The sequence below is a fragment of the Thalassobacillus devorans genome, from assembly GCF_900176565.1.
Taxonomy (GTDB): Bacteria; Bacillota; Bacilli; order Bacillales; family Halobacillaceae; genus Thalassobacillus; species Thalassobacillus devorans_A.
Genome location: NZ_FXEH01000005.1, coordinates 352622 through 378819, shown reverse-complemented (window position 1 = coordinate 378819; position 26198 = coordinate 352622). Strand labels below are relative to the sequence as shown.

Sequence of the window (26198 nt, the reverse complement as noted above, 5' to 3'; positions counted from 1 at the left end):
ATCGGAAGGTGGATGACGTGCAAGAAATCTATGAAGGGAATCGAAAGGTGCTTATCATGTCCACACTGGCCTTTTTTATCAGTGTCATGGTCTGGTTCAATTTGGCTCCGTTGAGTTCCATTATTATGGAACAACTGGGGATTACCAAGGAAGAAATTGGCGTCTTAATGCTGGTCAACCTCTCCTTAGCAATCCCTGCGAGAATTTTTATGGGACGGTTGGTGGACAGGTTCGGTCCAAAACGGGTATTTGCTGTACTGCTTGTCGTTATGAGTGTACCCTGTTTTATTTTTGCTTTAAGCAGTTCCTACTGGCAGCTGCTCATCTCCAGGTTATTTTTAGGGATTATCGGCGCCAGTTTCGTAGTGGGAATTCGAATGCTGGCAGAATGGTTTCCTGAGCATCAAGCTGGCTTCGTTCAGGGGATTTATGCCGGCTGGGGGAATTTCGGCTCAGCAATCGCTTCGTTTAGCCTCCCTGTACTAGCTTTATTATTTGGAGGAGACAATGGTTGGAGATATGCGGTTGCAGCTACCGGATTACTCGCCTTAATCTATGGACTAGTTTTTTATCGTCAAGTGGAAGACACCCCTCCCAATAAGGTCTTCAAGCGTTCCAAATCTTCAGGGGTAATGGAAGTCACCAGCTTCTCAGATCTTATCATTCTTCTATTCATTTCATTGCCTATTTATGGGGGGATGGGCATCCTTGTATGGTCATTGCAGCAGGCCGGATTACTGGCTAAAGGAGCAGCAATTGGGTTTTATGCTTTATTAGCAATTCTCTACCTGGTTCATGCCCGGAAAATATGGGTGAAAAACATAGCCTATTTAAAGGCTGAAATACATGAGTCAGAAAAATACTCGATGCTGCAGGTAAGTATATTGAGCCTTGGCTACTTTGCAACATTTGGGGGAGAACTAGCCGTCATCTCGATGCTGCCGATGTTTTTTCTGGATACCTATTCTTTAGGTACCGTTGCAGCAGGAATGATAGCCAGCAGTTTTGCTTTCACAAATTTGGTTGCACGACCGGCAGGAGGGTGGCTCAGTGATCGTTTTGGACGGAAACGAATACTTATGAGCTTATTATTTTTGTTAGGGGTCCTTTATTTTGCGATGTCTGCTTTAAAGGGGGAATGGTCGCTTTTTGCAGCCGTGGCGCTGACCATGTGCTGTTCGATGATTGGACAAGCGGCCTCTGGTTCTGTCTTTTCACTGGTCCCTTCCATTAATAAAAGTAAAACAGGTCAAATTGCGGGAATGGTAGGTGCTTACGGAAATATCGGCTCTGTTTGTTTTCTGGCGGTACTTAACATAACTTATCCTGCTTTATTTTTCGGAGTCATCGGCACTGCTGCACTCCTTTGTTTTGCCCTATCATTTTTTATCAAAGAGTCGCCCCAGGTCTACTCTACGGACAGTCAATATATTGCGGAACGAAACTATCGCTTGAAAGTTGAACAAAATATATGAACCTTTAGCAAAAGTGTGTGAGGTTTTCTTACATGAGAATTGTACGTTAGTATCACACCCATTAAAATGATAATTATTCTAAAAATTATTACTATTCGGAGGTTTTTACTACATGTCCAAACAAAGGCTGGTACTTATCGGGAACGGAATGGCGGGTGTCCGGGCGATCGAGGAAGTTCTTCAATCAACACCGGATCAATTTGATATTACTGTTTTTGGAAGTGAACCATATCCCAATTATAACCGGATCGAACTATCTAAAGTTCTGCAGGGAGATACGGAAATCCATGACATCACGTTGAATAGCTGGCAGTGGTATGAAGACAACAATATTAAACTGTATCCAGGCGAAACCGTCCTGGAAATCGATAAAGAAAAACAAATAGTAAGGACGGATAAAGGCCGCGAATCAGCTTATGACAAACTAATCATTGCAACCGGGTCACTGCCCTTCATGCTGCCGCTGCCTGGAGCAGATAAAGAAGGTGTAACTGCGTTCCGGGATATTAAAGACTGCGAAAAAATGATTGAATGTTCTAATCACTACAAAAAGGCGGTCGTCATTGGTGGAGGTCTGCTCGGCTTAGAGGCGGCGCGCGGTTTATTGAATCTTGGAATGGAAGTTGATGTCGTCCACCTGGCAGACTATCTGATGGAACGGCAATTAGATAAGACAGCCGGTAAAATGCTGCAAAAAGAATTGGAAAAGCAAGGGATGAATTTTCTTTTGGAAAAGCAATCAGAGGAAATCATTGGGACGGATCGCGTTGAGGGACTCAAGTTCAAAGATGGACAACAGATTGAGGCTGATTTGATTGTTATGGCAGTGGGGATCCGGCCGAATATTTCTTTGGCGAAAGAAAGTGGAATTCCTGTCAATCGCGGGATCATAGTCAATGATTATTTAGAAACAGAAGTGCCAAACATATTTGCAGTCGGGGAATGTGCGGAGCATAGAGAAATGGTTTATGGGCTGGTAGCACCGTTGTATCAACAGGGAAAGGAAATGGCCAAGCGGATATGCGGCATAGAGGGAGATGGCTATCAGGGTTCTGTTTTATCTACCCAGTTGAAGGTCTCGGGTGTCGATGTCTTTTCAACAGGTAAAATCAATGAAGATGAACATACCAAGTCGCTGAAACTTTTCGATGAATGGAATGGTACCTATAAGAAAGTCCTGGTAGATGAAGGGAAAGTTACCGGGGCAGTACTTTTCGGAGATACGAGCGATGGCAACAGGTTATTGAGCCTAATCAATAAAGGGGCGTCAATAGAAGAATATACGGAATCCGGACGTTCTGAGGAAGCAGGAGCTGATCTAATTTCCAGTATGCCGGATGAAGAAATCATCTGCGGTTGTAATGGTGTGACGAAAGGGACGATTATTGAAGCCATACACAACCAGGGGTTGGCAACAGTCGAACAGGTCAAAGGCTGTACAAGTGCTTCCCGCTCTTGTGGTGGGTGTAAATCCTTAGTTTCTGATTTGCTCGAGCATACCTTGGGAGATGACTATGACCAAAACCAGAAAGAATCAATCTGTACTTGTACTACCTTATCAAGGGATGAAGTGATCGAGGAAATAAAAATGAAAGGCTTGACGCATACAAGAGAAGTCATGAATGTATTAGGCTGGAAATCAGAAGAAGGCTGTTCTAAATGTAAGCCGGCATTGAACTATTATCTTGGTATGCTTAAGCCGACTGAATATGAAGATGAAAAAGAATCACGGTTTGTCAATGAACGTCTCCACGCGAATATTCAAAATGACGGGACATATTCAGTCGTACCACGCATGTATGGTGGAGTGACAAATGCTGAGGATCTACGGAAAATTGCCGATGTGGCCGATAAATATGAAGTGAAAATGATCAAAGTTACTGGTGGGCAGCGTCTTGATTTACTTGGAGTTAAAAAACAAGACCTTCCAAATATCTGGTCAGAGCTTGATATGCCTTCAGGTTCTGCTTATGCAAAAGGGCTACGGACTGTGAAAACTTGTGTCGGTGCAGACTTTTGCCGGTTCGGAACGCAGGATTCGATCGGTCTGGGAATCAAGATGGAGAAAAAGTTTGAAGGACTGAATACACCCCATAAAGTAAAAATGAGTGTATCTGCCTGTCCAAGAAACTGCGCGGAAGGGTCAGTGAAAGATGTCGGTATCGTCGGGCTGGATGGTGAATTTGAAATTTATGTAGGTGGCAACGGCGGTACCCATATGAGAAAAGCAGAACTCTTGTATAAGGTGAAAACAGAGGAAGAAGTGATTGCTGTTACAGCCGCCTTTTTACAATATTATCGTGAAAGTGCCAATTACCTGGAACGGACTTCTGCCTGGGTAGAACGTGTCGGGTTAGACCATATTAGATCTGTATTAGATGAAAAGCAAACGTTCATGGAATTGAATCATCGCATGGATGAAGCATTATCCGTTGTACAGGACCCGTGGAAAGAAGCGATCGAGGATAATCGCCTCCTTCGTGAGCTTTATCAAAATGTAAAAATACCAGCAGGATCAAATTAAACCGGGGAGGAAACCATTGATGGAAAAGCTATTAAGTAAAGTATTCGTATCAAAGCTGGAAGACCTTCCAGAAAAATTAGGGAAGACTGTGATAATCGGGGAATTAGAGCTGGCTGTATTCAAACTCGAAGATGGAAAGGTACGGGCAATCGAAAATCGCTGTCCTCATAAAGGCGGTGTTCTTGCAGAGGGTATGGTGAGTGGGGAGCATGTATTTTGTCCAATGCATGACTGGAAAATCAGTACGCGAAGCGGGAAGGTTCAGGAACCTGACACTGGCTGCGTACAAACCTATGAAACTGAAGTAAAGAAAAATGAAGTGTACGTCATTGTTCCCGGAAAGTAACTGCTAGGTATTTTATTATGGCAAGAACAAGTATTACGGAGGAGGAGCCAAATGGCACAGGTATATTTAGTTGGAGCAGGTCCTGGAGATCCAGACTTAATCACTTTAAAAGCAATAAAATGTATTCAGCAGGCAGATGTCATCTTATATGATCGGTTAGTGAATGAGCAGTTATTGGAAGAGACAAAAACCGGTGCAGAGCTGGTCTTTTGTGGAAAGCATCCTAAATTTCATAGGTTAAAACAGGAAACCATTAATTATTTATTAGTGAAATATGCGAAACAAGGTAAAAAAGTGACACGCTTAAAAGGGGGAGACCCATTTGTATTTGGAAGAGGGGCCGAAGAAGCGGAAGCGCTGGCAAAACAAGGTATATCGTTTGAAGTCGTCCCTGGAATTACATCTGGCATAGCTGCACCCGCCTATGCTGGTATCCCAGTCACCCATAGAGACATTAGCAGCTCCTTTGCCGTTGTTGCTGGTCATCGCTGCAAAGGGAAGCATGAGGAAATTGATTGGAATAACCTATCCAAAAGCGTTGACACACTGGCTATCTATATGGGTGTTAGTAATTTACCATATATATGTGATCAATTGCTCCAACATGAGAAAAAGCCGGAGACTCCTGTTGCTGTCATCCAGCAAGGCACAACAGAAGAACAAAAAGTTGTTACAGGTACTCTTTCTACCATTATAAATGAAGTAGAAAGAGCAGCTATCCGTAATCCTGCTATGATCATAATAGGAGAAGTCGTCCATTTCCGGGAGCGCATCCAGTCGTTTAGTCTCATGCATCAGAATGATTATGAACTTGAAGCAGCTGAAGCCTAACAGTCAGAGGAGATGTTTAATGATGCAAGCTGTCCTATTTGCTGGTCACGGCAGCAGGAGGAAAGAAGCGGCAGAACAAGCTGTGAACTACATGGAAAAAACGATGGAATTGATGGATGTTCCTATCCTGGAGAATTGTTTCCTTGAACTGGCAAAACCTGACGTCTATCAGGGGGTGGAGCGCTGCATCGCAAGGGGAGCAACTAGGATAGCGGTAGTTCCTGTGCTGCTACTGAAAGCAGGACATGCTAAACAAGATATTCCTCAACTAATTAATCGGATGGAGGAGAAGTACCCTGAAGTTCAGTTCTCTTACGGTGATGTTCTTGGTGTCAATAAAAAAATCATGGATGTGCTGGTCGAGAGGATCAGTGAACAGGGGGAGGCTGGTCCGGAAGCGGAGATATTGTTAGTAGGAAGAGGAAGCAGTGATCAGGAATCTGTTCGGGATATCAAGAAAATTGCCTACTTATTAAAGAAAAAGGTACCTGTTAAAACAGTCGAAGTTTGTTTCCTGGCAGCGGCAGAACCACGGTTCGAGAAAAAATTGTCAGAATTAGCTCAAAGAGGTGCCTCCCATGTGTTTATCCTGCCCTATCTCCTCTTTACAGGTGTACTGATGACAAGGATTTCCAAGGCAGTGGAGGAAATTTCTCTTACAAAGATGCAGGATTTTATTGTATGTGATTATATAGGCAGCCATCCTAACCTGTGTAAACTATTGAAAGAAAGAGGAAGGGAGGCAGTTCAAAAAAAGAGAATACCAGTCTGAAAACAAAACAATATGAAGCAGCCAACCCCGTGTCCTTCCAAAAATTGGAGGGTTCCGGGGTATTTCTGTTAGTTTCTACTGGCAACTTCGCGCAACAGGTTGGATCGAATGGTTTCTTTTGTTTCTTCGTATTGTGCTTTCAAATTATCAGCATCGGTTGTACTATACCCGTTGACTTTCAATTCTTCTTGATACTCGTTATAGATTTGAAGGAAAGCTTCATCCGTCTTACCTTCCAATTCCTGTGCTGCTTTTGTGTATTTCTGATATAGCTGAATAAGCGAGACCTCTTTACCGCTTTCGATTTGTTCTTGGTAATCAGTTACCGCGTCCTGGATGAGCTGGTCAACCTGAACGTTGACTTGCTTTTCCAGCTCATCAAATTTCGGCTCGAAATTATCTTTAATTGTCTCTTTCGTAATTTCTTCCTCTAGTGATTTGTTTTCGTAATCAACGCTTCTGAATGGCTTCTCTGTAATTGGTCCATCCGATTGTATGACCTTTTGGACGCCTATATCATAATCATGCTGAAGAATGTCCTGAGAATCATTCTCCATTGTCTCTTCCGGCACTTTTACCATTAATAATAGTAAAGATCCAATTGAAACAAGGACAACTATAAAAGATACCAATGCCAGCAACCCTCTTAATTTATTCATCATTCACCCCACCTGCCATAGCTCAAATAGTATTATCACAAGTATGGGTAAATTAGATAGAAAATAAACACCCCAGGTCCTCCAGAAAATGGATTATTGCTTTTACAAGATTCGACTAATTAAGTATAATGTAATGGTGGTTTTATATTTAGTTAATGAGGTGGACGAATGAGAAGTCGTAAAGATCAAAAGAAAAAGCAGCGGAAAAAAGGCAAGTGGTGGAAGGTAACTTTACTGGTCATGCTCCTGATTTTAATAGGAGTGGGAGCCTATGCTTTTTCGATTTATAGTAATGTGAAAAACACAGTCGATAAAGATTTACATGAACCTGTTTCCTCTATTGATAATGATCTTACAAAGAAAAAAGTAGAGAGCAAAGAATCTCTTAATATATTATTACTTGGTGTCGATGAACGAAACTATGATAAAGGCCGTTCGGATACGATGATTGTCCTGACGCTTGACCCGGACAATGACCGGATGCAAATGGTCAGCATCCCACGGGACACACGTACCGAGATTGTAGGTAGAGGTACCGAGGATAAAATTAACCATGCCTATGCTTTTGGTGGCAGTGATATGTCCGTTGATACAGTAGAAAACTTCCTCGATATCGAACTCGATTATTATGTCAGGATGAATATGGAAGGCCTCGAACAGCTTGTTGATGCTGTAGGAGGAATTACCGTCAATAATAATATGGCGTTCAAACAGGACGGCATTACGTTCTCGGAAGGACAGCTTGATTTGAATGGGAAAGAAGCTCTCTCTTATGTAAGGATGAGAAAAAATGACCCTCAGGGGGACGCCGGACGCAATGAAAGGCAGCGTCAAGTCATCGAAGGGGTCATCGAAAAAGGTGCCAGCATCGGCGGTGTCAATAAAATTGGCGATATCATGGACGTACTTGGTTCTAATGTAAGTACCAACATGGACTTTTCTGATATGAGAAAACTGGGAACAGATTATCGAAGTGCCCGCAAAAATACAGAAACCTATCAAATGCAGGGCAGTGGTACGAACATCGGTGGAATCTACTATTTGATTGTTCCGGATGAAGAAGTACAAAAAGTTAATGGAATGATAGAGGATTATCAATCTTAATTTAATCGAGCAGGAAACTCATTGAGTTTCCTGCTCGATTTTTTAGTTTGCGAAAGTTAAAGGGAATTCTTATCGTCGCTTTTCTTCATTCTTAGCAAAGAAATCCAGATCAGCTAAGCTATTCTATTAGTTTTTGTAGTATAAAAGCCTCTGCTTTTATTAATAGCCAGATTATATTAAAAAAATCGGGTTTATAAACTAACTTTCTTCCAGAAAATTAAAAAATATAAATAAAAATCCAGAAATCGATTAAGAGAATATTAAATATATTACATAGGTTAGTAAGAAATATTTATATTCTGTAATAGGGGTATTCATTTTACAGGATTATATTGAAGCCGATGATTTTCACTCATATAATTAACGTGGAATTAGCCAGGCAACTTTAAGTTAGGAGAGATCCCGTTGAAGAAAGTTATATTTTTATCTTTCCCTTTTTTAATGATAGGATTGACGTTCGCAGCTATGTTTGAAGTGAAAAGAGCGGACACGCCATACAGTCAAGAGACAAAACAGATGGAAGAGTACATAGAAGAAGCGGCAGAGAGTGTAAAGCCTACGGATGGAGCGGCAGCAACTATCGAAGAGATCGACATGGATGCAATCCAACAAACAAGTGCAAATGAAGCACCGTCTTATACCGTAGAAAAACAAAAAGGTACCGTTTCAGTATTTGATGATCAGGATAATAAGGTGTTTGAAACAACATTGGAAGACTGGAACAAGAACAAAGGTTATTATCACGAAAAATACCGAATTGAAGAATAGAAGGGATATATGTTGCCTGCCTTGAAATGAATGTTTCTTTAAGGTGGGTATTTTGTTTTGGGTGACTGGGTCTATATGATTGTTTATTACATAGGACATTGTAAATGGGTTAGAGGCAGCCTATGGATAAAAGGATTCGCTACTGATTGTCGAAACTTGTAGATATAACAAGTATTGGTAGTCTATCATGCTTATTTTGTCATATACTGTGTTATAAATCTTCTGAATATTCTATAATTAACTGGAAGCAACTAGAAATTTGGGGGAGGAACACAGAATGTTAAACAAGAAATTTCTATCATCCGCTGCAGCTTCCTTGTTGTTAGTTTCTGGACTGACAACAGGGCTTGCGGGCGGAGGAGCAAGTGACGTAGAGGCATCCAATGATTATAATCTGGAACCGGCGCATTATGTTCCGGCCACACCGGAACTTGCTGAACAAGCGAAAGAAGCTGGCATTGATATTTCAAAACATGATCCAGCTGAAAAGTTTGCCAATAAAGGTTCGAAATTTGAACAGGCTGCCGGAGACCATGTGGCTTACCAGAAGGCAGAAGGAGAAGTTCCGATGCTTGTCCTGCTTGCTAAATATCCGAAGGGTGACCAGCCGAAAGGGGCGCTGGATGAGCCTGTACAAGCTAAATACTTGAATGATCTCATCTTTGGGGACGTATATAATCCGTATGAGATGGATGTATTTAAGGAATATGCCGAGTTTGAAGGAGAAAAAGTTCCAACTAACAGTACCATGCAAAATATCTATAAAGAATCCAGTTATGGGAAAGTCGAACTGACTACATATGACGATATGACAGATATCGGCTGGGTGGAGTTGCCTCAAGGAGCTTCATACTACCTTGATCAGACTGGTGAGTATGCGAACGGCGGCGAATATAAATATGGAAATGACAATGGTTATGCCCATATGGGAGAGCTGGTCCGTGATTTATTGAAAGCAGCTGATCCTCATGTTGACTTTTCCAAATATGCGGAAAACGGAAAAGTGCCGAATATATTTGTAGTTCATGAAGGTACAGGAGCAGAATTCAGCCGTGATTCTGCACAGGTTTGGTCTCACAAATGGGGAGTTTTAAGTGCCTTGTACTATGGTCCATATTACGACGATGGTGTATTCGCTCCTGACGCAGAGGGAATGTCTGAGGCTGAATGGATCAAGAAGACAACAGAAGAAGAGCTTACTTATGATGGCGTAGTTGTCAATAACTATACCGTCGAGCCGGCAATCGGTGGAAACGTAGCTGGTTATGACTTTGCAAATGACGCGTACAAGGAAGAATTGGTAGCAGGACCTTATCCGGCACAGCCTGGCGTATTCGCTCATGAATTTGGCCATGCGCTAGGGTTGCCTGACTTCTATGACACAGAATACACTTCAGAAGGCGTCGGAAACTTCTCGATGATGGCGGGTGGTTCCTGGATGCGTTACCCAAATGATGCAGCGTATTCCGGAAATTCACCGACCGGTTTTGATCCATTTTCTAAGATGTTCTTAGGCTGGCTGGAACCGAAAGAAGTTACACCAGAAGATGGCGTCCAGGAATTGACGCTTGGGCCAGTTAACGAATACGAAGATGTTGTAAAGATGGACGTACCTGGATCTAACGGTACCGAATACTTCCTTTTTGAAAATGTACAGCAGGAAGGCTTCAATAAAGGACTGGCACGTGTTGGTGAAAACGCGGAAGGCCTGGTTGCCTGGCATGTTGATGAAAATGTCATTAACAAATATCAGACAGCTGGCCTGCGTCCTAACAACGTTGAAAACTGGATGAACAAACGCTTCCAGTACAATCAATCGGCAACAGCTTCTGATGGAACGTTGATCACGCATTATGGATTGTCTGTATTGCAGGCAGATGGAGAATATGACCTGGAGCGTAATAACAACCGTGGTGACGAAGCTGACTTCTTCACTACTGGCGATCAAATCACTCCGAATTCAGGAAATGTTCATTCAGGATCCTATTACTTCTGGAGAGAAGATAATCCTGTACCAGCTGATTCCGGCATCCATGTCACTGACATCCAGCAAAATGAAGATGGCTCTATTACAGCTAAATTCTTCTATGAGTTTCCGGGAGATAAAGGAAAAAAGTAAATAATTCAGCATCAAGGCCAGGCGGAATTTGACGCCTGGCCTTTCATTTTGAATGGGAACTTAACTTTTTAATAATTCTGTCGAAATATAAGATAAAAGCATTATCTATTAAGACAGGTTATAATAGAGTTGAAAAGGAGGTGGAAAGTTAATGGAAATGAATAAAGAAACAGTTGCTATCGTGGCAACTGTCTTCTTGACAATTGGACTGGTGGTTAGCAGTTTCTTTATTGTCAAAAGCATTCAAGATGGGCGGACGGTTCTAACGGCCCAGTCAAATTATCAACTTCCACGTGAAGCAAATATACATAGGGAAAAAGAATACAACTATGAATTACATACACGTATAATTGATGAAGATTTTTTTGTTGATGAGGAAGAAGAAACTTCTGGAGAAAATTTAGAAACTGAAGATACTCTGTTGGAGGAGGGTGTAGAGGAAGAGAGTGAAATAATAGTAGAAGAAGAATCTAATGGAACTTCCACCTGGGAATCAAATACCACTACTACTAATTCAGAAACGAGCACCTCAAGTTCTGGCTCGACTTCCATACCTGCCAGTTCTAGTAATTCTGGTAATTCAAATAAATCCTCATCGACAGATCCTGATAGAAGCAAAAATAATGGGAAGAAATCCACTGAGGAAGATAAGATAGAAAATAAGGAAGAAAAAGATACTAATACAGGGAATAAAGAAGAAAATCCTGTGCAAAAAGAAGAAGATAAAAAAGAAACAGTGGTCGATGATGGTCCTTTAACTGAGGAAGAAAAAGATAACTTGGAAAAAGATAAAGAGGATGAAGAGGAAAAAGAAAAGAGGGAGTATGACCAAAACGGAGACTTAGAAGAAGAGTCCGAAGAAAATGCTGAATAACTCAAAAAAATTAGTGAAATTCAAAAGAGGAGGCTCGGAAATGTTAGCACCAGCAGAGCTGGAAGTTGAAATTGAAAAGTTAAGACAAAAGATGTACGGGCTATATAAGAACAATCCCTCCGACCCTCAGCTCGTCTCAGTCTCCCAGGCTTTGGATGAATTGCTAAACAGATGGCAGTATATGAATCACGGAATATAAAAACATTAGAAAACAGCCGACGGTATTAAACCATCGGCTGTTTTCTAGTTTTCATCATGGCTGCTTATCTGCAACGTTACTTTATCGACACCGAGCACGCGTGCTGCTTCAATCATGTTTTTCGCTTTTGCCTCTGCTTGTTCAAGAGATAGATTAGCTGTTGTAATTTCAAAAGAAGGCGTTGCGATATTGTTTTGTTTTTGCTCAGAGACCTTTGAAGTATTTAATTGCACATCATTTGGTGCTTTTGCCTTATCTTCAGAAGTTACGAAGGACACCATTTCCTGTACATTGTTTTTGTATCGCTTTCCGCGGATTTTTCGGCCATGGTAGACTACATTGGAGTAGGGACAGCCTGTTTCTGCAGCAATCTGGCGGTAGTTTTTGTCTGATTCTTCGAGGAGTTGTTTGACTTGGTTGAGGTCATAATCGTATTTTTTGTTACCCTTTGCCATTTGAATGCTCCTTTATAATTTTTTATAAAATGTAATAGTATTATTTTATCATAAACGAATTTTTTATATTTGTCATATTAATTTTTTCGACAGATTGCAACTGGTAAATAATTAATATTGTAGAAAATTTTTTGAGGATAGACATGCTATTATCGACCAGCATAACAAGGTGCATCTCATAGATGGGATAAATGTATTAGTTTTTAAAGAAGTTAGGTAATACGAAAATATGAAAATGGAAGGAGAGGATTTAGGCGGAATCTGTCGAAATGGTTAGGGAGAAGGAGTGATGGTGCGATGTCATTGTCGTTTTCACTACAAACAATCGTGATGCCGAATGGAGAGCCTTTAATATTTGACCATGGCTCATTGATTGTTCATGAAGAAAATAATAAGAATTGGTTTGTTATGGTGAATCATGCTGCTGTAACGGAGGAAACGAAGCAGTTATTTGCTGATAAAGAGGAATTTGAAATTACGATGGTTACCTGGGAGTCTACTGTGTTTATAGGGAAAGTGAAGATTAAAAATTTGTATGAGGAAGATGCATACATGGACGGGCGTGCTCCCCTCCAGGAACCGGTCCAGCGTGTAATTGAGCTGGATGGAGAGAAAATTGCTTTTTAATACGTCACACCCCGGGTCCTCCAGAATCTGGAGGACCCGGGGTGTGTTGTTGTGATGGACATTCGGGTGTATTTGCAATAATATGTACATAGATTCCATTGGTATGGAGGAAAAGTTTTATGACAACGATCAATGATATTGCAAAAATGGCAAATGTATCACGCACAACGGTCAGTCGAGTGTTAAATAATAATGGGTACGTCAGTGAATCGGCTCGCAAAAGAGTTATGAAAGTAGTAGAGGAAACGGGATATATTCCCAGTGTGTCCGCTAAATCATTGCGTACCAAACGTTCCGGTGTCATCGGAGTCATCCTTCCTAAAATCAGTACGGAAACAGCCAGCCGGGTGGTGGGAGGCATCAATGAAGTAGTCTCCAAAGAAGGCTTCCAGATTCTTTTGACAGATACAGAATTAAATCACGAGAAAGAAATCGAGTATATCCGTCTTCTCCAAAGCCGCCATGTTGATGGCATTATCTTATTAGCAACGAACGTCAACGATCGTTTGCTGCATGCAATTGAGGAGTCGAAACTTCCATTTATTTCCCTTGGTCAGGAACTTCCTGGAGTCACTTCCATCGTTTATGATGATTACCACGCAGCGGTTGATATGACAACTATGATTCTTCAAAAAGGCCATGAAAAAATAGCCTATATCGGTGTCGGGGAAGAAGATCCTGCGGTTGGTGTGCTTCGAAAAAAAGGATTTATGGATACGATGGAGAAAGCCGGGATTACCGTCGAAGAAAACTGGTGCAGTTACGGTGATTTCAGTATAGAATCCGGTTACGAAAGTATGAAACAAATCATTAATAGCAACCGTGAAAATCCCCCCACAGCAGCATTTGTGGTTACCGATCGTATGGCAATAGGTGCTATGGAATATTTGAAAGAACAGGGTTACCGCATTCCGGGAGATATCGCCATTACTGGTATTGGAGCAGCAGTTATGTCGAAGTATATTACTCCGCCTTTAACGACCATCGATTATTTCAACAAAGATGCCGGGAGCAAAGCAGCAGAATTGCTGCTTGAACAGTTGCAGGGTAAAAATACCAGAAAAAAAATCACGCAAAATTATAGACTGATTAAGAGAGATAGTGTATAGTACAAATCAACAAGCGATATGGAATCGATTACACACACATCTCTCTCTTTTTTTTAACAAAAATGTAAACCGCTTACATGGCTTTTATTTTTTTCGCTTATATGGAATCGATTCCCTAAATGTTGCTATTTTTTTTCGTGGGTGTGTAATCGATTACACAAAAGGATTACCAAAGGAGGATTTATACGATGGCTAGTAATGATCAAATTGCCAAAGAGGTACTTGAGGCAGTCGGAGGCGAAGAAAACGTTCAGTCTATTGCTCACTGTGCTACCCGGCTGCGGGTAATGGTCCATGATAAGGAAAAAGTGGATGTTGAGGCTGTGGAACGAATTGACAAGGTCAAAGGTGCTTTTTATAACTCTGGTCAATATCAAATTATCTTTGGAACTGGGACGGTCAATCGTATTTATGAAGAAATAACGAAATACAATGTGGATGGCACATCCAAATCAGAAATGAAGGAAGAAACAGCTAAGCAGGGGAACGCTTTCCAACGTGCGATTCGAACATTTGGCGATGTATTCGTCCCAATCATTCCTGTACTGGTAGCGACCGGTCTCTTCATGGGATTACGTGGACTTGTCATGCAAGAAGCGATTCTTTCGTTATTTGGCTTAACGCCTGAGAGCGTTCCGGAAAACTTCATTCTATTTACAGAAGTTTTGACAGATACGGCCTTTATCTTCTTACCAGCGCTTGTCGCCTGGTCGACCTTCCGTGTCTTCGGGGGAACACCGGTCATCGGTCTTGTGCTCGGTCTCATGCTGGTGTCCCCTGCTTTACCGAATGCCTGGGAAGTGGCATCCGGTGATGCATCGCCACTTACGTTTTTAGGCTTTATCCCGGTAGTCGGATATCAGGGATCGGTATTGCCCGCTTTCATCGCCGGTATCCTAGGGGCGAAGCTTGAAAAAGCGCTGCGTAAACGAATTCCAGAAGCACTTGATTTGATTCTTACGCCATTCTTAGTATTACTCGTTATGATCGCAGCGGCATTATTTGCAATTGGCCCGGTTTTCCATTCGGTAGAAAATTGGATTTTCGCTGGAACCATGTTCTTATTGGAACTGCCGTTCGGACTGAGTGGCCTTCTGATTGGCTTCTTCAATCAAATTATTGTTATCACTGGGGTTCATCACATCTTCAACTTTATGGAAATTCAATTGCTGGAACGGCTCGGTTTCAACCCATTCAACCCGATCATCACAGGTGCAATCGCAGCACAGGGTGGGGCCGCGCTTGCTGTCGGTGTTAAAACGAAATCCAAGAAGCTGAAAGCATTGTCTTATCCTTCAGCATTGTCTGCATTCTTAGGTATCACCGAGCCGGCTATCTTCGGTATCAACCTCCGCTATATGAAGCCATTTGTTATGGGATTAATCGGAGGCGGTGTATCCGGGTTCCTTGCTGCAATTATGGGATTGAAAGCAACTGGTATGGCGATTACGGTAATTCCAGGAACGTTGCTGTACTTGAATGGCCAGATTTTCGGGTACATTTTAGTCAATCTTGTTGCAATCGGGACAGCGTTTGTATTGACTTATCTGTTTGGATTCAACGATAAAATGGTAGACAACAAATAATAGAACACGAAGACCTGGGGCACGGTATCCTGGGTCTTCTTCCATTTATAGATTGGAAGGTTAGGAGAGTTCAGCTATGATGAATGACAAAGATTTGCGACAACAAGCCTATCAGGCGGTAGAAAAATCATTGAAAACAGCACAACAAGACCCATACCGCCAGGGGTTCCATATGACTCCCCCGGTCGGTCTCCTGAATGACCCGAATGGCTGGATCCAATGGCAAGGGAAGTACCACATGTATTTTCAGTGGATGCCATTTCATACTGGTCATGGAGCCAAATTATGGGGGCATTACAGTTCGGATAACCTGGTCGACTGGAAACTGGAGCCAATTGCACTGACACCAAGTGACTGGTTTGATAAAAACGGCTGCTATTCTGGAAGCTCCATTGATCACGATAATAAGTTAAAAGTTTTTTATACCGGAAATGTACGTAATGATAAAGGTGATCGGGAAACGTACCAGTGCCTGGCAGAATCAGATAATGGCATTGATTTTATAAAAAAGGGTGTTCAAGTTGAACTACCTGAGGGGTACACTGCTCATTTCCGTGATCCTAAAGTGTGGAACCATGATGGCAAATGGTATATGGTGATCGGCGCCCAGACTTTAGAAAAAGAAGGTACAGTAGCGTTCTTCGAATCCGATAATTTAGAAGAGTGGACACACAAAGGCGAACTGGCTGGGCCTGTTGACGGGCTCGGTTATATGTGGGAATGTCCAGATGCGTTTCAATTGGATGGTAAAGATGTATTGATTTTTTCCCCGCAGGGTGTCAAGGCGCAAGGAATTGATTTTAACAATCAGTACCAGACAGGTTATGTGATTGGGAAGATTGATTATGAAAATGGAAAAATGGAACATGGGGGTTTCACAGAATTAGACCGCGGCTTCGAATTTTATGCGCCTCAGTCAATGGTAGACGAGAAAGGGAGACGTCTTCTTGTCGGCTGGATGGGTGTACCGGATCAAGGTGAAGAGCATCATCCGACTATTAAGCATCATTGGATTCATAATTTGACGTTGCCACGGGAACTTAGATTGGAACAGGGGAACCTTTATCAGCTCCCGGTCGAGGAAATGAAGCAGTTGAGAGAAGAGAAACTATTCGAGCAGGCGGTTGGTTCTGAAATCTCTCATGATATCGCCCGCACTTCCGAACTCATAATCGAAACAGAAGGCTCCCTGGATCATTTGGAGCTTAAACTGTTTGACTTTCTTACCATGTCCTATAGTAAAGAAGAAGGGTATTTAACTTTGGAACGTCCGAACTTAGCATCAGAAGAAACGGAAAGACGGAGCTGCCGCTTAATCGAAGGGGTAAAACATGTGCAAGTGTTCATCGATCGTTCTTCCGTAGAAATTTTCATCAACAAGGGTAAAGAAGTCTTCACTACCCGAATGTTTGCTGATCCAGAGAAGCGACTCCTGAAAGTGAAACAGAAAGGAAAGGAACAACTCAAGTTGACAGCCTGGAAGTTGAAGGATAATTGCATCCAACAAGATATAAGTAACTGGTATAATAAATAATAGAAACTTTTACGGAAGGAAGAAAGTCTATGAAACTTGGTGCAATTGAAGCTGGTGGAACAAAGTTTGTTTGCGCAATCGGCGATGAAAAAGGCGAGGTCTTTGAGAAAACTATCATACCGACAGAAAAGCCGGAGATAACGATGCCGAAAGTCTATGAGTTTTTTGATAACGCAGGAATTGAACGGGTGGGGATCGGCAGCTTTGGGCCGATTGATTTGAATGAAGGAACAGGAACCTATGGAACGATTCAGAAGACCCCAAAGACGGATTGGATTGATTTCCCGTTGGCAGATGAAGTCAGTAAGCATACAGGGGTTCCTGTAGTAGTCGACACTGACGTTAACGTGGCAGCTTTATCTGAATCCCGATGGGGAAATGCCACGGATGTGAATTCCTGCCTTTATATTACGGTTGGTACTGGCATAGGCGCCGGGGCAATCGTAAATGGGGCAACGCTTAAAGGATTATCGCATCCGGAAATGGGGCATATTGCTCTTCGGCGGCATGAAAAAGATGATTTTGCCGGAACTTGCCCTTATCACGGCGAGTGTCTGGAAGGAATGGCAGCAGGACCTGCGATTGAACAACGTTGGGGAAAACCTGGTAAAGACTTAGCAGACAATGAGTTGGTATGGGAAATTGAATCCTATTATTTAGCGCAGGCAATCGTCAATTACATTTACATTTTGTCACCGGAACGTGTGATCATGGGCGGCGGGGTTATGCAGCAGACCCACTTGTTCGATTTAATCAGAAAAAATGTAGTGGACATGCTGAATGGCTATGTCAGCTCCCCGTTATTGACTCCGGATCGCGTTGATAACTATATTGTGCCACCTGGCTTAACTAATGAGGCTGGTATAAAAGGAGCTTTAATTTTAGCAGCTAAATAAACAAAAAGCGTGGAGGCACCCTCCACGCTTTTTGGTGGGGATCCGGGGATTCGTTTCAGCTTTTCTCTCCCTTCTGGAGAAAATGTTTGTTATAATAGCGACATATATCATCAAAAAAAGGGGTTTTATCATGGCAAAGAAGTTAATTTTTGGGCACAAAAATCCAGATACCGACACCATTACATCAGCGATTGTCTATGCTGATCTGAAGTCTAAAATCGGGGAAGATGTGGAACCGGTTCGCCTGGGCGAAGTGAATGGCGAAACGCAATTCGCACTTGAGCAGTTCGGTGTAGAAGCTCCTCGTCTTATCGAAAAGGCATCAGATGAAGTAGAGCAGGTGATCCTCGTCGATCACAACGAACGTCAGCAAAGTGTCGATGACATCGACCAGGTACAGGTAATGGAAGTCATCGATCATCACAGGATTGCTAACTTCGAAACACAAGGCCCGCTTTACTACCGCGCAGAGCCTGTAGGCTGTACTGCTACTATTTTAAATAAACTTTATAAGGAACATAATGTTGAAGTCAGCAAGCAAATGGCCGGACTGATGGTTTCTGCTATTGTCTCTGATTCTCTATTATTCAAATCGCCGACTTGTACGGAAGAAGATGTGGCTGCGGCAAAAGAATTGGAAAAAATCGCCGGAATTGATGCGGAAAAATACGGACTTGACATGCTGAAAGCAGGAGCGGATATCAGCGATAAAACAATGGCAGAGCTGATCAGCCTGGATGCTAAAAACTTTGACATGGGTGGAGCCAACGTAGAAGTTGCACAGGTTAATACGGTCGACACGAGCGAGGTACTCGAAAACCAGGCGGACATTGAAGCGGAAATGCAAAAAGCAATAGATGAAAAAGGTCTGGACTTGTTCGTGTTCGTCGTAACGGACATCCTTTCAAACGATTCTACTGCGGTAGTATTGGGAGATAAGTCCGCTGCTGTCGAAAAAGCCTTTGATGTGACTTTATCTGAAAACAAAGCAGTCCTCGAAGGCGTTGTTTCCCGTAAGAAACAAATTGTACCTCCATTGACAGAAGCTTTGTCTTCATAAAAAATCAGCTTCTCTTTCATTATGAAGGGGAAGCTTTTTTGCATTTCAAAGCATTTTAATACAAGTTCGATTTAACCTGTTTTATTTTGTTTTCTATCCATGACTTGTATCATTCCTATGGTGTAGTAAAATTCTTATTAACATACTATGACTTATCGACAAAAGGAGCAGAATTCATGTACAACGAACCTATTTTTTTAAAGCCTGTCTTCAAAGAAAGAATATGGGGAGGGACACAGCTGCACGAATTGTTCAACTATGACATTCCTTCCGATCAAACTGGAGAATGCTGGGGAATTTCAGCCCATGCGAATGGTCCGAATGAAATTATGAACGGCCCGCTCGCAGGTAAAACGCTAACGGAAGCGTGGGAGGAGAACAGGGAGCTGTTTGGCGATCAAGCAGGTGAAGAGTTTCCTTTACTGGTCAAAATTCTTGATGCGAAAAAAGACTTGTCTGTGCAGGTACATCCAGATGATACTTATGCACAGGAGAAAGAAAACGAAGCATATGGCAAGACAGAATGCTGGTATGTTATCGATTGTGAAGAAGGTGCTGAAATTGTCTTCGGCCACCATGCGACAACCCGTGAAGAATTACAGGCGATGGTAGAAAATGGTGAATGGGACAAACTTCTGCGAAAAGTAAAAGTTCATCCTGGTGATTTCTTTTATGTTCCGAGCGGTACGATCCACGCGATTGGAGCAGGTGTCCAGATTCTTGAAACCCAACAAAGTTCGGATATCACATACCGTGTCTATGACTATGATCGTGTCGGAGCTGATGGGAATAAAAGAGAGCTCCATCTAAATGAGTCATTAGAAGTAACTACTGTCCCACATGAAGATCCTCAGTTGGATCGTGAGTCGAGCAAAGACAAAGGCCTGAAGGAAGAGAGTCTGGTGAAGGCGGATTACTTCGGTGTTGTGCTGTGGGAACTGGACGGTCGCTCTCCTGAATTTCGATTTGAAAAGTATATTTTAGTTAGTGTCATTGAAGGAAAAGGAATGGTCAAAGTTGGCAATCAGCGTCATGCTATCAAAAAAGGGAGCCATTTCATTCTTCCAACAACGATGGAGCCGTTCGAGCTGGAAGGAAAGGCAAAAATGGTCGTTTCCTGGTCCAATATATAAGTAAAACCTCGAGGTGTAACCAACACCTCGGGGATTTCACGGTCTTTCGTCACAATAACAAATGTTTTTTAATACTTTTCGACACGATATGTCATAAAAAAACGAATGGACTCTGATATAATGAGCAGGAGTATATTATTCTAACAAAAAAGGATGATCCTATGACCTGGCAGACTTCATATCAACGATGGAACGATTTTGATAAGTTAGAAGCAGAAATGCGAACTCAATTGAACCAGATTCAAACAGATGAACAATCCCTGGAAGATGCTTTTTATAAAAATTTGGAGTTCGGTACAGGAGGCATGCGTGGCAAATTAGGGCCTGGTACCAACCGGATGAATATTTACACCATCCGCCGTGCAGCGGAAGGTCTTGCTAGATACATAGAAGCCCGTGGTGAAGAATGGAAGAAGAACGGTATTGTCATTGCCTATGATTGCCGGCATATGTCTAAGGAATTTGCGATAGAGACTGCGAAAGTTTTAGGCAATCATGGAATTAAAGCGTATGTATTTTCATCCCTCCGTCCAACACCAGTGTTGTCTTATGCGGTGCGTTATTTATATGCGGTTGGCGGTATCGTCATAACGGCAAGTCATAATCCTCCAGAATATAATGGGTTCAAGGTTTACAATGAAGATGGTGGACAACTGCCGCCCGCTGAAGCCGGCGCAGTGATCGAAATGGTGAATCAGATTGAAAATGAATTACAGGTAGAAGCAGCCGATCAAGGTGATTTGGAAGCCAACGGCCTTTTGGAATGGATTGATAAAAAAGTGGATGAGGCATACCTCAAGGAGCTTCGAGGGGTCAATATGAACCCGCATATTACCCATGATGCCGGAGAAGATTTTCAGGTAGTTTTCACTCCTTTGCACGGTACGGCAAATGTATTAGTGCGCAAAGGACTGGAGCAAGCCGGTTTCAAAAATGTTCATGTAGTTACTGAGCAGGCCGATCCGGATCCTGAATTTTCCACAGTAGCGTCACCAAATCCTGAAGAGCATCAAGCTTTCAAAATGGCAATCACCCAAGGGAAACAAGTAGGTGCCGATATATTAATCGGAACAGATCCGGATGCGGATAGACTTGGAGTGGCAGTGCCCGATGAAGATGGAGAATACCGGGTTCTGACAGGTAACCAGTTGGGTGCCTTGATGCTTGACTACCTGCTTTCCCAGCACCTCGACCTTCCTGACAATGGAATCATGATTAAAACCATTGTCACTTCTGAATTCGGTCGCGCAATTGCATCCTATTATAATATCGAAACGCTCGACACTTTAACAGGATTCAAGTTTATTGGAGAGAAAATCCGAGAATTCGAACGGACTGGAGAATATGAGTTTTTATTTGGTTATGAAGAAAGTTACGGTTTTCTAGCTAAAGATTTTGCTCGTGATAAAGATGCTGTGCAGGCAGCTGTACTGGCAACAGAATTGGCATTGTTTTGGAAAGTAAAAGGAAAAACGCTGCTTCAAGCACTGGATGCATTATACAAACGCCACGGCTATTATATGGAAGATTTGCAATCTATCAAATTAGATGGAAAGCAAGGCGAAGAGAAAATCAAAGCAATCATGGATACCTTTCGCCATGAGGAGCTGACTGAAGTGGCCGGCTTGAAAGTTCTAGCTGTCGAAGACTATGCATCTTCCCGCAGATTGATAGTGAAGACTGGTGTAGAAGAGACCATTACTCTTCCTGCATCGAATGTCTTGAAATTTGTACTTGAGGATGATTGCTGGTTCTGTCTCCGTCCATCTGGTACAGAACCGAAAATAAAATTTTATTACGGCGTGAAATCATCTTCAAAAGTTGCTAGCCTGGAAAGACTGGAGAAATTAAAGCAAGCATTAGCCGCCTATTTACCAGCACTATGATGAGTGGGACACGTCCTCCATATATTGGCAGGGCGTTGTCCCTTTTCATTAGTTTCTGGTTTGCTTGAAAAGGGAAAATAACTATATCAAGAAATGAGAAAGAAGGGACAGAAATGCTCCAAAACAAAAGGAATATTCTTAAACTTAAAGAAATCCGGCTTGATGATCAACGTATTTCCTTTCAACGAGCATGCATCGAAAGGTTTGATTACGAGTGGGTAATCGAAGTCATAAACCCTGCTCCTTCCCCTTCAAGCGAGGAGGATAGTTTCGTTACATCCATCAGTTTTATCCAGGAAGATGGTACTCAATTTGATGATGTTGATATCGAATCCTTCCAGCTTTCTTCAGAAGAACACGAAAATGTCTACTTATTTCATATGTTCCCGGATGAAAAACAGGACTAATGAACTATAAAAATGATGATATTTTACTAGAAAAATGGAGGAAACCATAGTAGAATTAAAGATATCAGAATATTTTAATAAGTCGCTTTTGAAAAGGCAAACTTATCTAAAGATAAGGACGCAAAGCTACGGGTCTAACGCCTGCATACGATGGTAACTACATATTTAAAGGCTACGATCGCCGGGCTGCCTAGGGTGATGAGTGATGGAGGGATCATTCATGAAAAGAAGTCAGCTGGACAGTCGGTTGGATTTGGAGTGGATAGTGCTGATGGAAGAAGCCCGAGCCTTAGGGATTACGAAAGCGGAAGTGGAGCAGTTTTTTAAGTTGCGGGAAAAAAGTGCCCATGTGAAGCCAATAAATATGATTTTCACCAAATGATAAATCGGCTGGAGATCGACCCATACAGCAGTAGCATCTGGTAAAAGCAAGGAACAATTCAAGAGAATATAAAGTAAAAAGACAAGCTGTGTTGGCTTCAGAGCACATGGCTTGTCTTTTTATCTCTATAAATAAATAAGTAAAACTAAAACTTAGCCGTAAGAATTTGGCGATAAACCAAGTTTTTCTAACTACCAGTATTTTTTACTTTTCATATCTTTCAAAATACGTCATAATATATATAAAATACTGAATATTCAGATTTTAAATGGAGGGTGGTCAGATATGTTATCTATTAAGATGTTGAAGCCCTATTATGTTAAAGACGACGAGCACTATGTCCGTGTCGTTCTGGCCTACCAGTATTTTTCGTTATATGTCGATGGAGAGCTCTATCATTTTGTCCCGCTTGAAGCGAAAGAAATTATTATTGATCGCGATAAAAAGAAAGTGCACAATGTCTTGGATATCTTTGTATTTCAACGAGGTAAAAAGATGATTTATGTATCCATCACGGATCTTCTCCAACTGCCTGACTTTCTGACTCACTTAAATTCGATTGTACGTCCGTATTTGAATGAAAAACCGGAAGCCAAAAGCAATAAACGAAAGGTAGATCCAGTAATGAAAACAAAAAATCAGAAGGAAGAAATGGAATTAGATGTTCTTTTCAAGGAATTAGAGCAACTTAATTTTAGTCGTATGATTGATATGGCTTTGGATAATCGAGACCGGGACACATTTTATGATTTATTGGATAAAAAGAATTTTGCATGAAGAAAGGCACTCCACTTTTTAGTGGAGTGTCTTTCTTTGGAAATACTATTTATTAGAAAAATAAGTATAGATACATAAAGTGAAGAGATTGGAAGGAAAAATGTTTTCTGAATTATAATTTGCCTATTTTCTTTTCCTAGTTAATTCTATATACTTATAGTATCATTCGTTATAATGAACAGGAATTTTTAATATTAAAGTCTCTCAGGAAAAATGGTGAGGGGGGGTATTCATGGTTGGGGATCGTATAAAAGAGTTGCGGGAGAAGCGTGGCCTGTCCTTAAGTGCTCTAGCTAAATATTCGGGTGTTTCTAAGTCTTACATTAGTAATATTGAACGAGGAATCCAGACAAACCCTTCTTTAATTGTTATGAAAAAATTAGCGGAAACGCTGGATGTTCCCTTAGATGATCTGGCAGCATGGAAAATGGGGAAAGGCGATTGAGTTATCATTGTATTTATATAAAGATCTGAACAAGCCAGGCTCGGTATAATTACTGAACCTGGCTTGTTTTTTGTCGGTTAAAATAATCATTTTCCCGTAAATATCATAATAAGCTTCAGTATTTGACGTTTTTATCGCCATAGTTTTATTTCCCAGGAAATATTTTGTCAAAAATTAAAGATAATTAGTTTTACTTACCGGAGACATTTTGTTCTATATAACTAACTTCCCCTGGTTGGATAGTGGCCTGATCACTGGTCAGGTCAATGACCCATTTAGAAAATGAATCTTCTAGTTCATTTTCAACAAATACAATGAATTCCACGTTTTCCAAATAATTTATTTCTTTTAATAAGTAATCTGAATTTCTAAGGCTGTTCTCCAACTTCCCTAGCAGTTTATAATCTACGGTGATTTTCATTTCCTTCATCAGTTGTCGTTTAACTATCCCGGTAGACTCGATAGCGGCGGAAACCGTACTGGAATAAGCTCTGATGAGACCACCTGCCCCGAGCTTAATGCCGCCGAAATACCTCGTTACAACTACTGCAGTATCTTTCAACCCTTTTTTCTTCAAGACTTCAAGCATTGGCACTCCTGCAGTCCCACTTGGCTCTCCATCATCGTTCGCCTTTTGAATTAAATCGTGTTCCCCAATTAAATAAGCGGAGCAATTATGAGTAGCGTCGTTGTGCTTTTTCTTGATCTCCTGGATAAACAATTGGGCTGCTTCTTCTGTCTCGCAACGTTTTATGTAACCAATAAACCGTGACTTTTGGATGGTTATTTCTTCAGAACCTTCAGCTTTTACTGTATAATAGCTTTCTAACATAGTAATAAAACCTCCTAAGAACTTTATTATATAAGGGTTTCTATCTACCGGCAAATGAATTAACCATAAGATGACCAATAAATAAATTCCAGCAACACCCCCACAAAAATACTTAGGAAATTCGAATGAGTATGTGAATATTGATGGAGGAGTCGAGCGATGAAAGAGACGAGAATTGAGGAAAAAGCACTTGATGATGTCATTGAAGAAATGATAGAGAATGTCACGAACAGCAAGGATGAGATCTTCCATATAGGAGAAGAGTCCCGAAGTGAATTTGAGATACTTCAAAAAGAGCTGCAAGAGACAAAAAGACAGGTCATTTCTCTCATAGATGAGGGGGACAAGCTCGAACAGCGGGTCCGATTATCCCGAAAGCGTCTATCAGAAGTCAGCAAATATTTCGATCAATATTCAGAAAGCCAGATCCGTGAGGTTTATGAACAGACACACCAATTGCAAATGGATCTGTCTGTTAAGAGAGAAAAAGAAAAACAGTTGAGGGAACGGCGGAATGATCTTGAGCGACGGCTGAAAAGCCTGGAGTCAACTGTCCAGCGGGCGGAAGGACTGGTAAGCAAGATATCGGTTGTTCTTAATTACCTGAATGAAGACTTTCGCAATGTCTCGGAGGCGCTGGAAGACGCTAAAGAAAAGCAGGAGTTTGGGTTGCGAATAATTGAAGCTCAGGAAGATGAACGAAGAAAACTTTCGCGGGATATTCATGACGGGCCAGCTCAAATGCTCGCCAATGTAATGATCCGCTCTGACCTGGTGGACCGGACATTCCGTGAACGCGGTGTTGAAGAAGCCTTGGCTGAAATCAAAAGCGTAAAGCAGATGGTTCGATCTGCTTTGTATGAAGTACGGCGGATTATTTATGATTTGAGACCGATGGCGTTAGATGATTTGGGTTTGATCCCTACCTTGAAAAAATATTTACACACGGTAGAGGAATATAACGACAGCTTAACGGTGCCTTTTACCAATATGGGTAAAGAAAGACGTATCGACAGCAAATATGAAGTTGCGTTGTTTCGCCTGGTGCAAGAAGCTGTTCAGAATGCAGTGAAGCATGCGGAGGCTACTGAAATCCAGGTAAAAGTAGAGTTGAAGCAGAAGGCTGCTATTTTAATCATTAAGGACAATGGCAAGGGGTTTGACACTGCAGTAAAAAAAGATAAATCATTCGGACTTTTAGGAATGAAGGAGCGTGTCGATATGCTGGAAGGCGAGCTTACCATTGATTCTAAGATTGATGAAGGAACAGCCGTTATTATCCAGATTCCTTTGGAAAGGGAATTTTAGGCAAGACTACCTAAATCTTAAAAAATGATTTATAATGAATAATAATATAGGAATATAGACTTATATTTTGTTCGATACTTCAATTTGAAG

At 41.6% G+C, this 26198-nt stretch carries 26 protein-coding genes and 1 riboswitch; of the genes, 23 read left to right on the top strand and 3 right to left on the bottom strand.

Annotated elements, in window-relative coordinates; translation table 11 throughout:
• The first annotated feature begins 17 nt into the window (after positions 1-17).
• The 5 genes from B9Y67_RS06750 (at position 18) to B9Y67_RS06730 (ending at position 5948) form a co-directional block, all read left to right on the top strand.
• On the top strand, positions 18-1475 hold the full coding sequence (locus tag B9Y67_RS06750) for an MFS transporter (protein WP_085505993.1): 1458 nt from the start codon (positions 18-20) through the stop codon (positions 1473-1475).
• 112 nt (positions 1476-1587) lie between these two features.
• The gene (gene nirB / locus B9Y67_RS06745) at positions 1588-3999 is read left to right on the top strand and encodes a nitrite reductase large subunit NirB (RefSeq protein ID WP_085505992.1); all 2412 of its coding nucleotides are present in this window, start codon (positions 1588-1590) and stop codon (positions 3997-3999) included.
• Positions 4000-4015: 16 nt separating this feature from the next.
• Complete coding sequence (gene nirD, locus B9Y67_RS06740) at positions 4016-4345, top strand: nitrite reductase small subunit NirD (protein WP_085505991.1); 330 nt, start codon at positions 4016-4018, stop codon at positions 4343-4345.
• Between the two features lie 51 nt (positions 4346-4396).
• On the top strand, positions 4397-5176 hold the full coding sequence (gene cobA / locus B9Y67_RS06735; protein ID WP_085505990.1) for a uroporphyrinogen-III C-methyltransferase: 780 nt from the start codon (positions 4397-4399) through the stop codon (positions 5174-5176).
• A gap of 19 nt (positions 5177-5195) precedes the next feature.
• Positions 5196-5948, top strand: coding sequence for a sirohydrochlorin chelatase (locus tag B9Y67_RS06730; protein WP_176223925.1), 753 nt, complete (start codon positions 5196-5198; stop codon positions 5946-5948).
• A 68-nt stretch (positions 5949-6016) separates the two neighbouring features.
• Here the strand turns inward: B9Y67_RS06730 and B9Y67_RS06725 are convergent, their stop codons facing one another.
• Positions 6017-6607 carry a hypothetical protein gene (locus B9Y67_RS06725; protein ID WP_085505988.1) on the bottom strand — a complete coding sequence of 197 codons (591 nt, stop codon included), beginning with the start codon at positions 6605-6607 and terminating at the stop codon, positions 6017-6019.
• A 168-nt stretch (positions 6608-6775) separates the two neighbouring features.
• Here B9Y67_RS06725 and B9Y67_RS06720 point away from each other — a divergent pair, with 168 nt between their 5' ends.
• The 5 genes from B9Y67_RS06720 to B9Y67_RS06700 all read left to right on the top strand — a co-directional run bounded on the left by B9Y67_RS06720 (position 6776) and on the right by B9Y67_RS06700 (position 11671).
• Positions 6776-7711, top strand: coding sequence for an LCP family glycopolymer transferase (locus B9Y67_RS06720; RefSeq protein WP_085505987.1), 936 nt, complete (start codon positions 6776-6778; stop codon positions 7709-7711).
• A gap of 405 nt (positions 7712-8116) precedes the next feature.
• Entirely contained in the window at positions 8117-8479 is a 363-nt protein-coding gene (locus B9Y67_RS06715) for a hypothetical protein (RefSeq protein WP_085505986.1), read from the top strand.
• Positions 8480-8756: 277 nt separating this feature from the next.
• Entirely contained in the window at positions 8757-10598 is a 1842-nt protein-coding gene (locus tag B9Y67_RS06710; protein ID WP_085505985.1) for a M6 family metalloprotease domain-containing protein, read from the top strand.
• 151 nt (positions 10599-10749) lie between these two features.
• Positions 10750-11472, top strand: coding sequence for a hypothetical protein (locus B9Y67_RS06705; protein ID WP_085505984.1), 723 nt, complete (start codon positions 10750-10752; stop codon positions 11470-11472).
• Between the two features lie 40 nt (positions 11473-11512).
• The gene (locus tag B9Y67_RS06700) at positions 11513-11671 is read left to right on the top strand and encodes an aspartyl-phosphate phosphatase Spo0E family protein (RefSeq protein ID WP_085505983.1); all 159 of its coding nucleotides are present in this window, start codon (positions 11513-11515) and stop codon (positions 11669-11671) included.
• Between the two features lie 44 nt (positions 11672-11715).
• On the opposite strand, the gene B9Y67_RS06695 is transcribed toward B9Y67_RS06700, so the two are convergent.
• A complete protein-coding gene (locus B9Y67_RS06695) occupies positions 11716-12126 on the bottom strand; it encodes a hypothetical protein (RefSeq protein WP_085505982.1) in 411 nt (136 codons plus the stop codon).
• Between the two features lie 297 nt (positions 12127-12423).
• On the opposite strand from B9Y67_RS06695, the gene B9Y67_RS06690 reads away from it, so the two are divergent.
• From B9Y67_RS06690 to B9Y67_RS06635, 12 genes are all read left to right on the top strand, one after another.
• The gene (locus B9Y67_RS06690; protein WP_085505981.1) at positions 12424-12753 is read left to right on the top strand and encodes a hypothetical protein; all 330 of its coding nucleotides are present in this window, start codon (positions 12424-12426) and stop codon (positions 12751-12753) included.
• A gap of 119 nt (positions 12754-12872) precedes the next feature.
• Complete coding sequence (locus B9Y67_RS06685; RefSeq protein ID WP_085505980.1) at positions 12873-13862, top strand: LacI family DNA-binding transcriptional regulator; 990 nt, start codon at positions 12873-12875, stop codon at positions 13860-13862.
• A 188-nt stretch (positions 13863-14050) separates the two neighbouring features.
• Entirely contained in the window at positions 14051-15448 is a 1398-nt protein-coding gene (locus tag B9Y67_RS06680) for a sucrose-specific PTS transporter subunit IIBC (RefSeq protein WP_085505979.1), read from the top strand.
• A gap of 76 nt (positions 15449-15524) precedes the next feature.
• Positions 15525-16982 (top strand): sucrose-6-phosphate hydrolase, encoded by a 1458-nt coding sequence (locus B9Y67_RS06675; protein ID WP_085505978.1) that lies wholly within the window; start codon positions 15525-15527, stop codon positions 16980-16982.
• Between the two features lie 29 nt (positions 16983-17011).
• Positions 17012-17878 carry an ROK family protein gene (locus B9Y67_RS06670; RefSeq protein ID WP_085505977.1) on the top strand — a complete coding sequence of 289 codons (867 nt, stop codon included), beginning with the start codon at positions 17012-17014 and terminating at the stop codon, positions 17876-17878.
• 130 nt (positions 17879-18008) lie between these two features.
• On the top strand, positions 18009-18938 hold the full coding sequence (locus B9Y67_RS06665; protein ID WP_085505976.1) for a manganese-dependent inorganic pyrophosphatase: 930 nt from the start codon (positions 18009-18011) through the stop codon (positions 18936-18938).
• Between the two features lie 176 nt (positions 18939-19114).
• Entirely contained in the window at positions 19115-20071 is a 957-nt protein-coding gene (gene manA / locus B9Y67_RS06660; RefSeq protein WP_085505975.1) for a mannose-6-phosphate isomerase, class I, read from the top strand.
• 161 nt (positions 20072-20232) lie between these two features.
• Positions 20233-21957 (top strand): phospho-sugar mutase, encoded by a 1725-nt coding sequence (locus B9Y67_RS06655; RefSeq protein WP_085505974.1) that lies wholly within the window; start codon positions 20233-20235, stop codon positions 21955-21957.
• Positions 21958-22070: 113 nt separating this feature from the next.
• The gene (locus tag B9Y67_RS06650; protein ID WP_085505973.1) at positions 22071-22364 is read left to right on the top strand and encodes a hypothetical protein; all 294 of its coding nucleotides are present in this window, start codon (positions 22071-22073) and stop codon (positions 22362-22364) included.
• Between the two features lie 85 nt (positions 22365-22449).
• Positions 22450-22558: riboswitch (cyclic di-GMP riboswitch) on the top strand.
• A 26-nt stretch (positions 22559-22584) separates the two neighbouring features.
• Positions 22585-22746, top strand: coding sequence for an anti-repressor SinI family protein (locus tag B9Y67_RS06645; RefSeq protein ID WP_139823747.1), 162 nt, complete (start codon positions 22585-22587; stop codon positions 22744-22746).
• A 285-nt stretch (positions 22747-23031) separates the two neighbouring features.
• Positions 23032-23523 (top strand): hypothetical protein, encoded by a 492-nt coding sequence (locus B9Y67_RS06640; RefSeq protein WP_085505971.1) that lies wholly within the window; start codon positions 23032-23034, stop codon positions 23521-23523.
• 232 nt (positions 23524-23755) lie between these two features.
• Complete coding sequence (locus B9Y67_RS06635; RefSeq protein ID WP_085505970.1) at positions 23756-23968, top strand: helix-turn-helix domain-containing protein; 213 nt, start codon at positions 23756-23758, stop codon at positions 23966-23968.
• 190 nt (positions 23969-24158) lie between these two features.
• Here the strand turns inward: B9Y67_RS06635 and B9Y67_RS06630 are convergent, their stop codons facing one another.
• The gene (locus B9Y67_RS06630) at positions 24159-24800 is read right to left on the bottom strand and encodes a YigZ family protein (protein WP_085505969.1); all 642 of its coding nucleotides are present in this window, start codon (positions 24798-24800) and stop codon (positions 24159-24161) included.
• 159 nt (positions 24801-24959) lie between these two features.
• On the opposite strand from B9Y67_RS06630, the gene B9Y67_RS06625 reads away from it, so the two are divergent.
• Complete coding sequence (locus B9Y67_RS06625; RefSeq protein ID WP_085505968.1) at positions 24960-26108, top strand: sensor histidine kinase; 1149 nt, start codon at positions 24960-24962, stop codon at positions 26106-26108.
• The last annotated feature ends 90 nt before the right edge of the window (positions 26109-26198 follow it).

Excerpts from the sequence above, each read along its gene's own strand:
- nirB (WP_085505992.1), top strand. The coding sequence starts at position 1,588 with ATGTCCAAACAAAGGCTGGTACTTATCGGGAACGGAATGGCGGGTGTC.
- cobA (WP_085505990.1), top strand. The coding sequence starts at position 4,397 with ATGGCACAGGTATATTTAGTTGGAGCAGGTCCTGGAGATCCAGACTTA.
- B9Y67_RS06730 (WP_176223925.1), top strand. The coding sequence starts at position 5,196 with ATGATGCAAGCTGTCCTATTTGCTGGTCACGGCAGCAGGAGGAAAGAA.
- B9Y67_RS06725 (WP_085505988.1), bottom strand. The coding sequence starts at position 6,607 with ATGAATAAATTAAGAGGGTTGCTGGCATTGGTATCTTTTATAGTTGTC.
- B9Y67_RS06720 (WP_085505987.1), top strand. The coding sequence starts at position 6,776 with ATGAGAAGTCGTAAAGATCAAAAGAAAAAGCAGCGGAAAAAAGGCAAG.
- B9Y67_RS06710 (WP_085505985.1), top strand. The coding sequence starts at position 8,757 with ATGTTAAACAAGAAATTTCTATCATCCGCTGCAGCTTCCTTGTTGTTA.
- B9Y67_RS06705 (WP_085505984.1), top strand. The coding sequence starts at position 10,750 with ATGGAAATGAATAAAGAAACAGTTGCTATCGTGGCAACTGTCTTCTTG.
- B9Y67_RS06700 (WP_085505983.1), top strand. The coding sequence starts at position 11,513 with ATGTTAGCACCAGCAGAGCTGGAAGTTGAAATTGAAAAGTTAAGACAA.
- B9Y67_RS06695 (WP_085505982.1), bottom strand. The coding sequence starts at position 12,126 with ATGGCAAAGGGTAACAAAAAATACGATTATGACCTCAACCAAGTCAAA.
- B9Y67_RS06690 (WP_085505981.1), top strand. The coding sequence starts at position 12,424 with ATGTCATTGTCGTTTTCACTACAAACAATCGTGATGCCGAATGGAGAG.
- B9Y67_RS06685 (WP_085505980.1), top strand. The coding sequence starts at position 12,873 with ATGACAACGATCAATGATATTGCAAAAATGGCAAATGTATCACGCACA.
- B9Y67_RS06680 (WP_085505979.1), top strand. The coding sequence starts at position 14,051 with ATGGCTAGTAATGATCAAATTGCCAAAGAGGTACTTGAGGCAGTCGGA.
- B9Y67_RS06675 (WP_085505978.1), top strand. The coding sequence starts at position 15,525 with ATGATGAATGACAAAGATTTGCGACAACAAGCCTATCAGGCGGTAGAA.
- B9Y67_RS06670 (WP_085505977.1), top strand. The coding sequence starts at position 17,012 with ATGAAACTTGGTGCAATTGAAGCTGGTGGAACAAAGTTTGTTTGCGCA.
- B9Y67_RS06665 (WP_085505976.1), top strand. The coding sequence starts at position 18,009 with ATGGCAAAGAAGTTAATTTTTGGGCACAAAAATCCAGATACCGACACC.
- manA (WP_085505975.1), top strand. The coding sequence starts at position 19,115 with ATGTACAACGAACCTATTTTTTTAAAGCCTGTCTTCAAAGAAAGAATA.
- B9Y67_RS06655 (WP_085505974.1), top strand. The coding sequence starts at position 20,233 with ATGACCTGGCAGACTTCATATCAACGATGGAACGATTTTGATAAGTTA.
- B9Y67_RS06650 (WP_085505973.1), top strand. The coding sequence starts at position 22,071 with ATGCTCCAAAACAAAAGGAATATTCTTAAACTTAAAGAAATCCGGCTT.
- B9Y67_RS06645 (WP_139823747.1), top strand. The coding sequence starts at position 22,585 with ATGAAAAGAAGTCAGCTGGACAGTCGGTTGGATTTGGAGTGGATAGTG.
- B9Y67_RS06640 (WP_085505971.1), top strand. The coding sequence starts at position 23,032 with ATGTTATCTATTAAGATGTTGAAGCCCTATTATGTTAAAGACGACGAG.
- B9Y67_RS06635 (WP_085505970.1), top strand. The coding sequence starts at position 23,756 with ATGGTTGGGGATCGTATAAAAGAGTTGCGGGAGAAGCGTGGCCTGTCC.
- B9Y67_RS06630 (WP_085505969.1), bottom strand. The coding sequence starts at position 24,800 with ATGTTAGAAAGCTATTATACAGTAAAAGCTGAAGGTTCTGAAGAAATA.
- B9Y67_RS06625 (WP_085505968.1), top strand. The coding sequence starts at position 24,960 with ATGAAAGAGACGAGAATTGAGGAAAAAGCACTTGATGATGTCATTGAA.